General features: G+C 71.2%; 14 protein-coding genes, 1 tRNA gene and 2 pseudogenes. 6 read left to right on the forward strand and 11 right to left on the reverse strand.

The features are described 5' to 3' along the window. Window positions 1-92: 92 nt before the first annotated feature. The 3 genes and pseudogenes from ABZS77_RS02360 to ABZS77_RS02370 form a co-directional block, all read left to right on the forward strand. Window positions 93-470, forward strand: coding sequence for a carboxymuconolactone decarboxylase family protein (locus ABZS77_RS02360; RefSeq protein ID WP_354815870.1), 378 nt, complete (start codon window positions 93-95; stop codon window positions 468-470). Window positions 471-552: 82 nt separating this feature from the next. Then, window positions 553-871 (forward strand): annotated as a pseudogene (locus ABZS77_RS02365) (site-specific integrase); the annotation flags it as partial. An 861-nt stretch (window positions 872-1,732) separates the two neighbouring features. Next, a pseudogene (locus ABZS77_RS02370) lies at window positions 1,733-2,296 on the forward strand (replication initiator); the annotation flags it as partial. A gap of 123 nt (window positions 2,297-2,419) precedes the next feature. On the opposite strand, the gene ABZS77_RS02375 reads toward ABZS77_RS02370, so the two are convergent. Beyond that, window positions 2,420-2,491 (reverse strand) — tRNA-Lys (locus ABZS77_RS02375). 170 nt (window positions 2,492-2,661) lie between these two features. Between ABZS77_RS02375 and ABZS77_RS02380 the strand changes: the two genes are divergently transcribed. Beyond that, on the forward strand, window positions 2,662-2,964 hold the full coding sequence (locus ABZS77_RS02380) for a hypothetical protein (RefSeq protein WP_354815873.1): 303 nt from the start codon (window positions 2,662-2,664) through the stop codon (window positions 2,962-2,964). An 81-nt stretch (window positions 2,965-3,045) separates the two neighbouring features. After that, the gene (locus ABZS77_RS02385) at window positions 3,046-4,128 is read left to right on the forward strand and encodes an NAD-dependent epimerase/dehydratase family protein (protein ID WP_354815876.1); all 1,083 of its coding nucleotides are present in this window, start codon (window positions 3,046-3,048) and stop codon (window positions 4,126-4,128) included. A gap of 45 nt (window positions 4,129-4,173) precedes the next feature. Here ABZS77_RS02385 and ABZS77_RS02390 read toward each other — a convergent pair whose 3' ends face one another. The 6 genes from ABZS77_RS02390 to ABZS77_RS02415 all read right to left on the reverse strand — a co-directional run bounded on the left by ABZS77_RS02390 (window position 4,174) and on the right by ABZS77_RS02415 (window position 8,985). Further along, window positions 4,174-5,352 (reverse strand): hypothetical protein, encoded by a 1,179-nt coding sequence (locus ABZS77_RS02390; protein ID WP_354817113.1) that lies wholly within the window; start codon window positions 5,350-5,352, stop codon window positions 4,174-4,176. Window positions 5,353-5,407: 55 nt separating this feature from the next. Next, window positions 5,408-6,175, reverse strand: a complete 768-nt coding sequence (locus ABZS77_RS02395) for a ZIP family zinc transporter (protein WP_354815879.1) — start codon at window positions 6,173-6,175, stop codon at window positions 5,408-5,410. 42 nt (window positions 6,176-6,217) lie between these two features. Further along, on the reverse strand, window positions 6,218-7,408 hold the full coding sequence (locus ABZS77_RS02400; protein ID WP_354815882.1) for a GNAT family N-acetyltransferase: 1,191 nt from the start codon (window positions 7,406-7,408) through the stop codon (window positions 6,218-6,220). Window positions 7,409-7,461: 53 nt separating this feature from the next. Continuing rightward, window positions 7,462-7,593 carry a hypothetical protein gene (locus ABZS77_RS02405; protein WP_354815885.1) on the reverse strand — a complete coding sequence of 44 codons (132 nt, stop codon included), beginning with the start codon at window positions 7,591-7,593 and terminating at the stop codon, window positions 7,462-7,464. A gap of 70 nt (window positions 7,594-7,663) precedes the next feature. Continuing rightward, the gene (locus ABZS77_RS02410) at window positions 7,664-8,383 is read right to left on the reverse strand and encodes a PP2C family serine/threonine-protein phosphatase (RefSeq protein WP_354815888.1); all 720 of its coding nucleotides are present in this window, start codon (window positions 8,381-8,383) and stop codon (window positions 7,664-7,666) included. A gap of 74 nt (window positions 8,384-8,457) precedes the next feature. Further along, window positions 8,458-8,985 (reverse strand): XRE family transcriptional regulator, encoded by a 528-nt coding sequence (locus ABZS77_RS02415; RefSeq protein ID WP_354815891.1) that lies wholly within the window; start codon window positions 8,983-8,985, stop codon window positions 8,458-8,460. Window positions 8,986-9,080: 95 nt separating this feature from the next. Between ABZS77_RS02415 and ABZS77_RS02420 the strand changes: the two genes are divergently transcribed. Further along, complete coding sequence (locus tag ABZS77_RS02420) at window positions 9,081-10,307, forward strand: benzoate/H(+) symporter BenE family transporter (protein WP_354815894.1); 1,227 nt, start codon at window positions 9,081-9,083, stop codon at window positions 10,305-10,307. 17 nt (window positions 10,308-10,324) lie between these two features. On the opposite strand, the gene ABZS77_RS02425 is transcribed toward ABZS77_RS02420, so the two are convergent. The 4 genes from ABZS77_RS02425 to mscL all read right to left on the reverse strand — a co-directional run bounded on the left by ABZS77_RS02425 (window position 10,325) and on the right by mscL (window position 12,140). Beyond that, window positions 10,325-10,870: a GNAT family N-acetyltransferase gene (locus tag ABZS77_RS02425; protein WP_354815897.1), complete on the reverse strand. Its 546-nt coding sequence runs from the start codon at window positions 10,868-10,870 to the stop codon at window positions 10,325-10,327. A gap of 33 nt (window positions 10,871-10,903) precedes the next feature. Next, complete coding sequence (locus ABZS77_RS02430; protein WP_354815900.1) at window positions 10,904-11,275, reverse strand: hypothetical protein; 372 nt, start codon at window positions 11,273-11,275, stop codon at window positions 10,904-10,906. Between the two features lie 59 nt (window positions 11,276-11,334). Further along, window positions 11,335-11,586, reverse strand: coding sequence for a hypothetical protein (locus tag ABZS77_RS02435; RefSeq protein ID WP_354815903.1), 252 nt, complete (start codon window positions 11,584-11,586; stop codon window positions 11,335-11,337). 80 nt (window positions 11,587-11,666) lie between these two features. Next, window positions 11,667-12,140, reverse strand: coding sequence for a large conductance mechanosensitive channel protein MscL (gene mscL, locus ABZS77_RS02440; RefSeq protein WP_354815906.1), 474 nt, complete (start codon window positions 12,138-12,140; stop codon window positions 11,667-11,669). Window positions 12,141-12,179: the final 39 nt, after the last annotated feature.

Genomic DNA, 12,179 nt, shown 5'->3' on the forward strand with positions numbered 1-12,179 from the left:
AACGGCCGACCGAACGCCGGGGTGGGCGCGATGCTGGAACCGAACGAACCGAACGGCAGTCGATCGGCTGACACGTGCGGAGGTGGCAACGCATGCCCGACGATCCTCGATACCAGCAGGCCCTCGACACCGCGGAGCGCCTCCTCGGCCAACCGTTGACCCTGCCGCTGGCCGACGGGGAACCCACGGTCGGTCAGGACTTCCGGCGGCTGGCGACCGAGCACACCTTCGGCGACTCGTGGCCGCGACCGGGCCTGGACCTGCGGAGCCGCTGCCTGATCTCGGTGGCCGTCGCGGCGGCGCTGGGCACCCACGAGCCGCTGCGGGGGCAGTTGCGCATCGCGCTGACGTCCGGCGTGACCAAGGAGGAGATCGTCGAGCTCTTCATCCACCTGGAGGCGTACGCGGGGGCGGCCCGGGCGTTCGACAGCTACCAGGTGGCCGCGGCGGTCTTCGGCGAGCACCGCTGACGACGCTGCCAGCACCCGTCAACGGTCGGAGTGGAGCATCATGATCGACACCACCGGCACGACAGTCGCCCTGGTCCACGGCGCCTCGGACGCCACCCTGCCGCTGCCGGACATCTGCACCGTGGCGCTCGACCGCCGCCGCGCCGCACAGTCTGCTGCCCCTGGATGCCGCCGGCCCGGCCTGGCAGGCATCTGACCTGATCTTCACCCACCCGCTACGGTCGGCCGGTCGAGCCACGCAACTTCAACCGTTTCCGGGACCGGCGCTGCGACTCCGCGGGGCGGATCACTGTGCGGGACGCTCGGCGTACCTGCGCGCTCCTGGCGGAACTGGGCGTGCACCCCGGGTGACGATGCAGATTCTGCGGCACGCTCAGTTCGCCATCACGATGGAGATTTTCGAAGTGGAGCCGCCACTCAGCATCCTGGCGTTCGATGGGTGGGTCATTCGCGGCCGAGCAGCCCGAATTACGCGTAAGAACCATTCGCTGCTTTTGCGACCTTGCTCGACATTGACAGTGTGATAATGTCCCAACTCAGCCCTCTGAGCGAACTCCTGGAGAAATCTATGCGCAACGCCCGAAATCGAATTCTCGCGTCTTCATTGGCGATTATTGGAGGGCTTCTCGGTGTCCCATCGCCTGCGCAGGCGGCGTACAACCTCCCATGGAAGTCCTACACCCAGACAAGCAGCTGGTCTTGCACTAACGAGCCAGTATCACTTTATGGCAGCCTATACATCAGGGCCTGCGTCATCATTAATGCGAATAACGACGTACAATCAGTGGCGACGGTTTCGAACTACACGTCTCAAAGCCTCTGGGTCTATTCCCCCAAGCTGAGCCTTCTCGAAGATTACCCAAGCGACGACTATATCTATCACCGCGACTGTGCGGGGACATGGATCGCCCCGGGAACCACCCGCGCGTGCTTCGGTCCTACCACCAGCAGGACATGTAGTAAGCTCTATTCCGCAAGGGCGGAAGTGGTAATGGATATGGGCTCTTACGATGCCTCCGATTACGCTTGGTCGCCAGCTCGTTCCATGATCTGCTGAGAGCATCTGAAGAAGGGCGGAGCTCTCTTAAGATGTGGCGCCAGAAGGTCGGATAAATAACGTCGTCGTCTGGACTTGAATTGGAGGCCACAGGCCCCTCCGGCACGTCCGCACTGTGGTCTGGTGATGGAGCTCGTCAATTTTGCCTGATCGGAACTCATGTGGACAGTATCGCGTTAAGCAGCGCTCGACGCCTGGAGGCGAGATGAGGCCGTGGTGGGGACACGGCGCGTATTGCCGGGAGGCCCCCGCCTGCCGGCTCGACTCTCTACGTGGTGCTGCTGAAGGCATCAACACCGTCGGCGGCGAGCTGGCTGACGGCAAGGTGGCCGCCTATCCTGCCAAGTACGCCACCAAGGCCACGGAAGCCATCGGCCACGAGTCCGCCCGGCTCAGTCCCGCCACCATCGACGACTACGCCGATCCCGAAGGCGACCACGCTGCCCGCCTCATCGACGCCTGCTGGCATCTCGGCAGGCCCACCCACACCGCGATGCGAGCAGCGACGCCGCAACCGTCACCGACTGTCACGGCGGCCTTGACACCCAACCGAACGTCTACGGGCGGGCTGCGCCGCTGGGCGCACATGCTCGGCTTCGGCGGTCTCTTCCTCACCAAGGCCCGCCGCTACTCCGTCACCTTCGGCCGGCTCCGCGACTCCCGCGCCACCTACCGTCGCACCGAAGACGACGAACTCGCAGACACGATCCCCGTTGGCACCCTCACCTACATCGGTTCCGGCTGGCTCTCCGACGGAGACGCCCTGCTGTACCTCAGGCGGCCTACGTTGACATGCGCCGGCGTCGCCGACTACTGCTGGACTGCGCTGCTGTGCAGGCCCGGAGAGCACAACAAGAGCGGCCCCCCAGAGGGCCGCTGAGTTGGAGCGGAGTGGGCCGCCAGGGACTCGAACCCTGAACCTATGGATTAAAAGTCCACAGCTCTGCCATTGAGCTAGCGGCCCGCGCGCTCAGGTTACCTGACAGTCAGCATCGCTGACTCTCGGCTTCCGGCCGGCCGTCGATGCCTGGCGGCACCCGCCCGGACCACCCGATCATCAAAAGGCCGGCAACGTGGAGTTGATCAAGCGACATCACCGTGCATGGGTGGGGCCGGCCGGGGAACCGGTTGGGCATGGGAGCGAGTAGCAGCCCGGCCGTGGCGGCGTCCGGGGAGGAGATCGGGCCGGACGGCGTACGCCAGCCGGGTGGCGAGGTGCACGCCTGGCTGCCCGGCCAGAACCAGACCGTCTGCGGTCTGGCGCTCAGCCGGACCCGGTTGCGGCGCTTCCCGCATGTGCGTTTCGACTACTCGGGCACCGATGTGCTCACCGAGGCGGACGCGGTGGGCTGGATCTGCCCGCGCTGCCTGGCGGCCACCGCAGGCCGGCGCGGCAAGGAGAAACACGGCTGGGTCAGGAACTCGCCGCGCCCCTGATCGGGAAGGCAGCACGCCGAGTTGATCAAGTGAGGCCAACGCGGGCGGTTGAGGCCGTGCTGGACGGGTACGGGGTCGGGCATGCGGATCGTGGTGGTGGGGGCGAGCGGCAACGTCGGTACGGCGGTGCTGCGGCGGCTGCGCCGGGAGCGGGGTGTGGAGCTGGCCGGGGTGGCCCGGCGGTTGCCCGGCCCGGATGCCGGTACGCCGTACGACCAGGTGGAGTGGCATTCCTGTGACATCGGCGCGCCGACTGCCCCACCCCAGTTGGCCGAGATCTTCGCGGGTGCGGACGCGGTGGTGCACCTGGCCTGGCAGATCCAGCCCAGCCATGATCAGCGGGTGTTGCGCCGGACCAACGTCGACGGCAGTCGGGCGGTGTTCGAGGCGGTGGTCCGGGCGGGGGTGCCGGCGCTGGTGTACGCGTCGTCGGTCGGCGCGTACGCGCCCGGTCCGAAGGACCATCCGATCAGTGAGCGGTGGCCGGCGACCGGCGTGCCCGGCTCGTCGTACAGCGAGCACAAGGCGGAGGTGGAGGCGCTGCTGGACGGGTTGGAGCGGGAGCACCCGGCCCTGCGGGTGGTACGGCTGCGGCCGGGGTTGATCTTTCAGCGGGATGCCGGGGTGGAGATCACCCGCTACTTCCTGGGGCCGTTCGCTCCGGTGCGGCTGCTGCGCTTCGGCCGGATCCCGCTGGTGCCCACCAACCGCCGGCTACGGATGCAGGCGGTGCACGCCGATGATGTGGCTGACGCGTACGCCAGGGCGGTTATGGGTGATGCGCGCGGCGCCTTCAATGTCGCCGCGGACCCGGTGTTGACTCCGGAGCTGGTGGCCCGGCACTTCCACGGCTGGACGGTGCCGGTCGCGGCGCCGGTGCTGCGGGCGGCGGCGGCGCTGACGTGGCGGGCGCGGCTGCAACCTGTCGACGCGGGCTGGGTGGAGCTGGGCCTGAACGCCCCGCTGATGTCCAGCGAGCGGGCGGAGACCGAGTTGGGCTGGACGCCGAAGGTCGACGCGCTCACCGCCCTCAAGGAGCTGTTGATCGGGATGGCCGGCGGCGACCACACCGGCAGTCCGCCGATGTCCGCAGTCGCGAACCAGCCCGGCCGCCCCAGCGGCCTTCTCGCGGGAAGGCCACCGGGTCAGGGCAACCCCTACTGACGGCCAGCCCCGCTGATCGCGGCGCCTGGGGGCGGGACCACGGGGTCAGCTCAGTTTGGAGCCGGTCACCGTGGGGTTCCGCGCTCCCAGGAAGAAGATGCCGGGGTAGCCGGCGGTCTCGAACTTGCCGCTGGGGTTGCGGCGCAGGGTCGAGTTCTCGATCTTCATGGTGCCGGTGCGGTTGTTGCTGACGAAGAAGATCGCGCCGCCGCCCTCGTTGGCCTTGTTGTTCTCGATGACCGTGCCGGCGATGCGGACGGTGAACTCGTTGCCGTCGCAGTAGATCGCGCCGCCGCTGCCGCCGCCGGGCGTACCCGACTTGGCCGGGTTGGCGCCACTGCCGATCGCCTCGTTGTTCCTCAGCAGGCTGTTCAGCACCACCCACGACACGCCGATGCTGCTCAGCGCCCCTCCGTTCGAGCAGGAGCCGCCGTCGAAGGTGCTGCTCACCACGTACACCGGCTTGTTCTCGTGCTGGCTCAGCACCCGGACGGCCGCGCCACCCAGGTCGGGGCCGGTGCGGTCGCAGCGGTTGTCGACGAAGCGCGAGTTGACCACCTTGAGCCGCCCGCCGCGTACGAAGATCGCGCCACCGCCACCACCCTCGGCTTTGTCGCCCGTGGAGTTGCCGTCGGCGAAGGTCAGGTTCTGCACGGTGAGCTGCGGGTGGTCCTGGTTCTGGCAGTGCGAGGTGGTCCAGCCCTGGGCCTCGTCGCAGGTGTTCATGTAGAGGATGCGGCGCTGCCCCTGGCCGCTGAGGGTGACAGTGCCGCCGCCGTCCAGCACGACCTTCGGACCGTTGGCGTTGCGGACCTTCGCGGTGGCGGCCATCTTGATCGTCACCGGCGCCGGTCCACAGTTGAACGTGATCACCCCGCCGGCCGCGACGGCCTTCACCACCGCCGCCGAGGTGCAGCTCGCGGGGGTGCCGGTGCCGATGGTCCGGGTCGGCTTCGAGGTGTCCACCGCGCGGGCCTCGGCCGGGACGGAGGCCCTGCCGTTCGGGTTGCCGGCCGCGAGCGCCTTCGCCGCGGGCTTCGGGCTGGCGCTCGCCCCGGGACCGCCGAGGCCGTCCCGGCCGGCCGGTACGACGTCCTGGTCGCCGGTCGTCACGGCCTCCGGCGAGGCGGTCGGCGCGGTGGCCGGCGTCGGCTTGTCGGACGCGCAGGCGGGCAGGGTCGCGGTGGCGACACCGAGGACGAGCAGAGCGGCTAGCGACGTCATGCGCACCAGGTGATGCTAGGAGCCGCCACGGCGTCCCGACGAATCCGCCATGCGGCTAAGGCTGGGCGGACGCTCCGGCGTGGGACAGTGCGAAGGCGGTCAGGAAGCCGGCGACAGTGATGAGACCGACGAGCAGGTGGGCGTTCTCGAACGCCTCCGGGACCATCGTGTCGGTGATCATCGCGAGGATCGCCCCGGCGGCCAACGCTGTGATGCCGGCCAGCACCTCCGGCGGCGCGCCACCGAGCAGGGTGTTGCCCACCAGCGCGGCGACCCCGCTGATCAGCGCGATGCCGGTCCACAGCAGGAACACGTACCGTCGGGACCGGCCGGCCTGGCGCATACCGGCCGCGCTGGACAGCCCCTCGGGAACGTTGCTGAGGAACACCGCCACCACCGTGACCACGCTGACCGCGCCACCGCCGAGCAGGCTGGCGCCGATCACCACCGATTCCGGTACGCCGTCCAGCAGCGCGCCCACCGCGATGGCCGAGCCGGAGCCGGGCTTCTCGTCCTCGGACGGCTGCTGGTCGCCGGACCGCTTGCGGTGCCGTGCGCCGTGCCGGGCGAGAACCAGGTTGGCCACGGTGTAGACAACCGCACCACCGGTCGCGCCGAGAACGGTGGGCAGCAGTCCGCCCTGGTCACGGGCGACCTCGATCAGCTCGTACGACACGGCGGAGAGCAGCACACCCGCGCCGAACGCCATGATCGACGCGGTGAGCCGCTGCGGCACGCGCGCGAACCACCCGACCGCCGCCCCGACCAGCAGCGCCGACCCGGCCAGCAGTCCCCATCCACCCGCCTGCAACCACTCCGGCATTCCCGGGACCGTACCCGGTGGGGCACCTGCGGCAAACCGCGCTCAGAAGTCCGCGAAGAGGTACGGCACCACGCGCGGAAAGACGCCGCGCAGCTCGGCGGCGGCGTCGGCCGAGACGTCGCCGAGCCCTCGCAACGGCAGCTCGGCCGGGTCCAGCACCCCGTACGCCAGGGCGGAGAGCCCGGCCGCCGTGAGCGTGGCGGTCGGTGCCGGGCCGCTGTCGCCGTCGACCACCTCCAGGGTGCCTGTCGTGCCGTCCAGCAGGTGCGTGCCGGCCAGCCACCGGTCGCCGGTCAGCTCGACGCGTACCCGGCCCGGCCCGGCGGGCAGCCCGCGCAGCGCGTCGAGCGACAGCAGCCGGGCCATCGGCGCGGACGAGCCCGGCCGGCCCACCCGCGCCTCGACGTGCACGTCCAGGTCGGTGAGCCACAGCTCCGGCAGTTCGTCCGGCGGGACCTGGACGGTGACCCGATCGACCTGGTCGACGTGCCTGGCGAAGAACTGCAACAGCAGCGTCCGCGCGAGCGGGTCGGTGGCGAGCAGTTCGTTGCCGTGCAGGGTGCCGCCGTGCTCGTCGATCCGGTACGTGATCGCGCCGGTGACCTGGCCGTCCACCCGGGCGGTGAGCAGCCAGTGCTCGTCCCGGTCGCGCAGTCCGGCGTCCCGGTAGTCCGGGAAGGTCGCGAAGCCGTGCCGCTGCGCGAGGCAGCGCTCGGTGAACGCCCGCCACACCGGGTAGCCGGTGGCGATCCGCTCCCAGCCCAACTCGCCGGGCAGCTCGGCACGCAGCAACGACCCCAGATCCGCGGGGGTGAAGGTGACGGTGCGCGGCTTGGGCAGGCCCACGTAGCCGAACCGGGCGTAGAAGCTGGGCCGGAACGGGTAGAGCGCGCTGAGCGGGTGCCCCTCGTCGCGCATCTCGTCGAGGAGCCGGTGCAGCAGCGTCCGTACGTGCCCCTGCCGGCGGGCCAGCGGATGGGTGGCCACCCCGGCGACGCCGGCCATCGGCAGGACCGTCCCGCGCAGGTTCTGCCGCATCGGAATGGCCGAGACGGCGGCGAGCGTCTCGCCGTCCTCCTGCACGGCCAGCGTCGTGTTGCCCTGGTGGTAGGGCAGGTAGTCGCGGAACTGCTCGACCCGCGACGCGGCGAGCGGCGACGACTCGAACGCGTACGCGGCCAGCGGGAAACTGGTGGTGAGACGCTCGTCGGCGGTCACCCGTCGGATGGTCATCCGCTCATCTCAACCCGCCGAGCGGGTGCCGGCAACCGGATTGGCCGGATCCGTCAGCCGACGGGCAGGTGGCGCAGGTGCCGGCGGCGCCTCAGCCGCACACTGGCGACGGTGGCCACGCCGAGGACCAGCAGGGCGGTGACGACGAGCCCGTGCAGCAGGCCCCGGCTGAGCCTAGATGGCACAACTACCTACTGAGGCCGACCGGAGACCCGGCCGGACGGTCCGGTGACCGCTCGGGCGGGTCGGGCGAGGTCAGCGAGTCATGACGTCGGAGACGACGACAGTGACGTTGTCCGGGGCGCCGGCGTGGTGGGCCAGCTTCACCAGCTGCTCGCCGCACTGCTGGCGGTCGGCGTACATGCCCAGCGCCGTGGCGATGGCGTCGTCCTCGACGTAGTCGGAGAGCCCGTCGCTGCACAGCAGCAGCCGGTCGCCGGGGACGACGGTGAGCACACCGACTGCCGGCGGGGTGTCGGCGCCCTGCACGGCCCGGGTCACCAGGGACCGCTGCGGATGGTGCCGGGCCTGGTCGGGGGAGAGCGTGCCCTGGTCGACAAGCGCCTGCACGAACGTGTCGTCCCGGGTGAGCTGGGTCAGCTCACCGTCGCGCAGCAGGTAGCAGCGGGAGTCGCCGACCTGGGCCAGCACCAGCGTCTCCCCGGCGAGCAGCGCCGCGGTGAGCGTCGTACCCATCCCCTCGCGGGCCGGGTCGACGGTGATCGCGGCGTGGATGCGCTGATTGGCGGTGCTGACCACGGCACGCAGGGCGTCCGCGGCCCCGTCGGGGTCGTTCGGCGGGGCCAGCTCGTCCAGGATCCGGATCACGATCTCGCTCGCCACCTCACCCGCGGGCAGCCCGCCCATGCCGTCGGCGACGGCGATCAGGCGGTCACCGGCGAGGGCGGAGTCCTCGTTGTTGGTGCGGACCAGACCGATGTCGTTGAGGATGACCGAGCGGAGGATCAGCGTCATGGGGACAAGCTTGCCAAGAACACCCCGGGTTCGTCTCTACGGCTCCCGTCTCAGGCCGAGAAATGATTGCGAATTCAGGCTCGGGGGCGCGGATAACGCAGCAGCAGACTGGCTGCGACCTCGTCGTCGCCCACCGTCGCGTAGGTGTGCGGCACGTCGGAGACCCAGCGGAGGTGACCGCCGGCCGGGGCGGTGAGCGGCGCGTCGGCCGGGCCGGCGCGCAGCACGCCGGCGAAGACGGTGATGTGCTCGGTGACGCCGGGTTGGTGTGCGGGGGAGAGTTGCGTGACGCCGGGCGCCACCCGCATCCGGTACAGCTCGTAGGTCGCGTCGGTGTCGGTGAACACCTCCAGCAGGGTGGCGGTGACGGCGGTGCCGTGCACGACGGGCTCGGCTGTCGGCTCGGCGAGCAGGGCGGTGAACGGTACGCCGAGCTGCGCGGTGACCGCCCAGAGCGTGTCCAGGGTCGGGTTGCGGGTGCCGTTCTCCAGGCCGGAGAGGGTGGCCTTTCCGACGCCGGCGAGCCGGGCCAGTGTGGACAGCGAGATGCCCCGCTCCTCGCGCAGGGCGCGGACCCGGCGTCCGACGACTGCGGGGTCCACGTCGAGTCCCGGTCGGTGGGCTGGTGGTGGATGTGGCACCCGGCTATCGTGCTACACGCTTCCGTTCCGTAAACGGAACAGCTCGGGAGGGTGGGATGGCTGGACGCGCACAACCGGTGCTGGCCGGCGTGGTGACCGCGCTCGTCGGCTTCGCCAGCTCGTTCACAGTCGTGCTGGCCGGGCTCCGGGCCGCCGGCGCGTCGGACGCGCAGGCGGCCTCGGGCCTGCTCGCCCTCTGCGTCGCGAGCGGGCTCACCGCCGTCTGGCTGGGCTGGCGACACCGGATACCGATGAGCGTGGCCTGGTCGACGCCGGGTGCGGCGCTGCTGGTCGCGACCGGGTCACCGCCCGGCGGATGGCCGGTCGCGGTGGGCGCGTTCCTCGTCTCCGGCCTGCTGATCGTCGCGGCCGGACTGTTCCCGCCGCTCGGCAGGGCGGTGGCCGCCATCCCCAAGCCGGTGGCCGGCGCGATGCTCGCCGGGGTGCTGCTGCCGCTGTGCACCGCCCCGGTCCGCGCGCTCGTCGAGGTGCCCACGGTGGCCGGCCCGGTGGTCGTCGGCTGGCTGCTGCTGCACCGGTTCGCCCGCCGCTGGGCGGTGCCCGGCGCACTGCTCGTGGCGGTGGTGGCGATCGCGCTGACCTCGCCGTCGACCGGACTGGGCGGCGCCGCGCTGCTCCCGTCGGTCACCCTGACCGCGCCGGCCTGGAACGCGTCCGCGCTGGTCGGACTCGCGCTGCCGCTGTTCCTGGTCACCATGGCCGCGCAGAACGTACCCGGCATGGCGGTGCTGGTCGGCTACGGCTACCGGCCGCCGTTCGGGGCCGCGCTGCGGGCCACCGGTCTGGCCAGCCTGCTCGCCGCACCGGCCGGCGGGCACGCCGTCAACCTCGCGGCGATCACCGCCGCCCTGGCCGCCGGCCCGGACGCCCACCCGGACCCGGAACGCCGGTGGGTCGCCTCGGTCACCGCCGGCGTCGGACTGGCCCTGCTCGGCCTGGGTGCCGGCGTCGCCACCGCGCTGGTCGCCGTCGCCCCGCCGATCCTCATCGAGGCCGTCGCCGGCCTGGCCCTGCTGGGCGCGCTCGCCACCGCGCTCGCGGCGGCGGTGACCGACCCGGCGACCCGCGAGGCGGCCGTTGTCACCTTCGTGGTGACCGCGTCCGGGGTGACGCTGATCGGAGTGGGCGGCGCGTTCTGGGGACTGGTCGCCGGCTGCCTGATGCTGCTGCTCTTCCGCCGCCGTTCCGCGGCCGAGGCTCCGCCCGGCACTCCGGAGAGATCCACTGCGGATCAGCGAAACGGCGACGTCCCCGTCCACTGAGTCGGTGTGAACCTCCGCTACTCGCTCCCCGGGACGCGGGACAGGACCACGGCGTCCGCCCGACGATCCGCGAAGGCGAGGAAGCTGCGCAGCACACCCTCCTCCACGAAGCCGGCCGCCGCGAGCACCCGCCGGGACGCCCGGTTGTCCGGCTCGACCCACGCCTCCACCCGGGACAGGCCGGCGGTCGTGAGCGCCCACTCCGTGAGCAGCCGCGCCGCCCGGCCGGCCAGTCCCTGCCCGCGTCCGGCGGGGATCAGCCAGTAGCCGAGACCGGCCACGCCCGGCTGGGGCCGCAACAGCAGCGTGATCGAACCGAGCGCGACGTCCGTGTCCACCCGGGCCACCGCCAGCGAGACGCCGGCTCCGTCGGTGCTCCGACCCCACTGCCGGCGTACGAAGGCACGGCCCGCCTCCTCGCTGAACCGGACCGGCACGGTGGTGGCTTCGACGATCCGACGATCCGTCGCGGCCTGCCGGACGCAGTCGAGATCACTCATCGTCCACGGCCGGAGCCGGACGACGCCGTCGGACAGCTCCGGCTCCGGTGGCACCAGCGACATCCGTCGACCGTACGGCGTGTGCGGGGGTGGGCGTCACTCCTCGGCGGGCAGGTCGGCCACGCCCACGGCGAGCAGGACCCGGCCGTCGGCCACCGATCCGATCCGGTCGGCCGGTACGTAGACCGCGCCGGTGCGCGACAGCTCGGTCGAGACCTTCAGGTAGCCGCTGTGCAGCAGCCGCGCCGCCAGGTCGGCCGGCACGTCCGGCTCCTCGACCGCCGTCGCCTCGATCAGCTCGTCCAGGCTGCTGCCCGGGTCGGCGGTCGGGGTCTGCACGGTCACCGCGTTCGGGTCGCCCCGCTGGACGAGGTCGACCGTCCCGACCTCGGTGCCGGCAACGTCGATCACCGGCATCCCGGTGGTGATCCGCGAGATGGTCGCCTGCTGCTCGTCCTGCTGGTCCATCACATCGCGGTTCCCGGGACGGTACGGCGCTAAACGCCGTCGCCGCTCCACCGGGCCGCTCAGCCGTTCGGGAGGGTCCAGCTGCCCGGCGGGCGGGGGGACAGTTCACGCCAGGTGTCCGTGCCGTCGAGCAGGGCCCGGACCGTCTCCTCGGCCTCGTCCGCACTGTCGTACTCGTAGAACCGGGAGATGCCTTCGGCGCCGCCGGCCCGCTGCTCGACGTGCCACCGGTCGGCGTCCACCCGCAGGAAGACGTCCCGCCGGGCCAGCCGCCCCCACTTCCCGTTCCACCAGTGCTTGCGCTGCTCCATGGCGGGACTCTATCGAACACACGTACGAGAAGGTGCGGCCCCTGCGGGATTCCCGCAGGGGCCGATGTGCATCCGTTCGGTCAGCGCGGCGCCGGCGGCTCGTGCCGGCGGCCCAGCACGTCGTCGAGTGCCCCGCGCTGCTGGCCCGGGGTGGTGTGGCCGGCCGAGACCAGGGCGTCCCGAATCTCGGTGAGCAGCTTGACCTCCTCGCTCGGCGCCGAGGGCGGCGGCTCCTCGCCCCGCTTGCGCCGCTCGGCCAGCCGGTTCATCGGGTAGACGACCAGGAAGTACAGCGCCGCCGCGGTGAGCAGGAAGGTGATCACCGCGTTGACGAAGGCGATCCAGTCGAACGGGATGCCGCGGAACGTGGGCGCCGTGCCCGCCAGGCCCTTGTCGCTGCCCGTGATGAGCAGCACGAAGACCCGGATCAGCGGTTCCAGGAACGATTTGGTGAGCTGGGTGACCACGCCCGTGAACGCGGCGCCGATGACGACACCGACCGCCAGGTCGACGACGTTGCCGCGCATGATGAAGTCTTTGAAGCCCTTGAGCATCCGTACTCCCGAGGTGTCCGGTTTTCCGTCGCGGACAAC

The organism is Micromonospora sp. NPDC005298 (assembly GCF_040607375.1).
Classification (GTDB): domain Bacteria; phylum Actinomycetota; class Actinomycetes; order Mycobacteriales; family Micromonosporaceae; genus Micromonospora.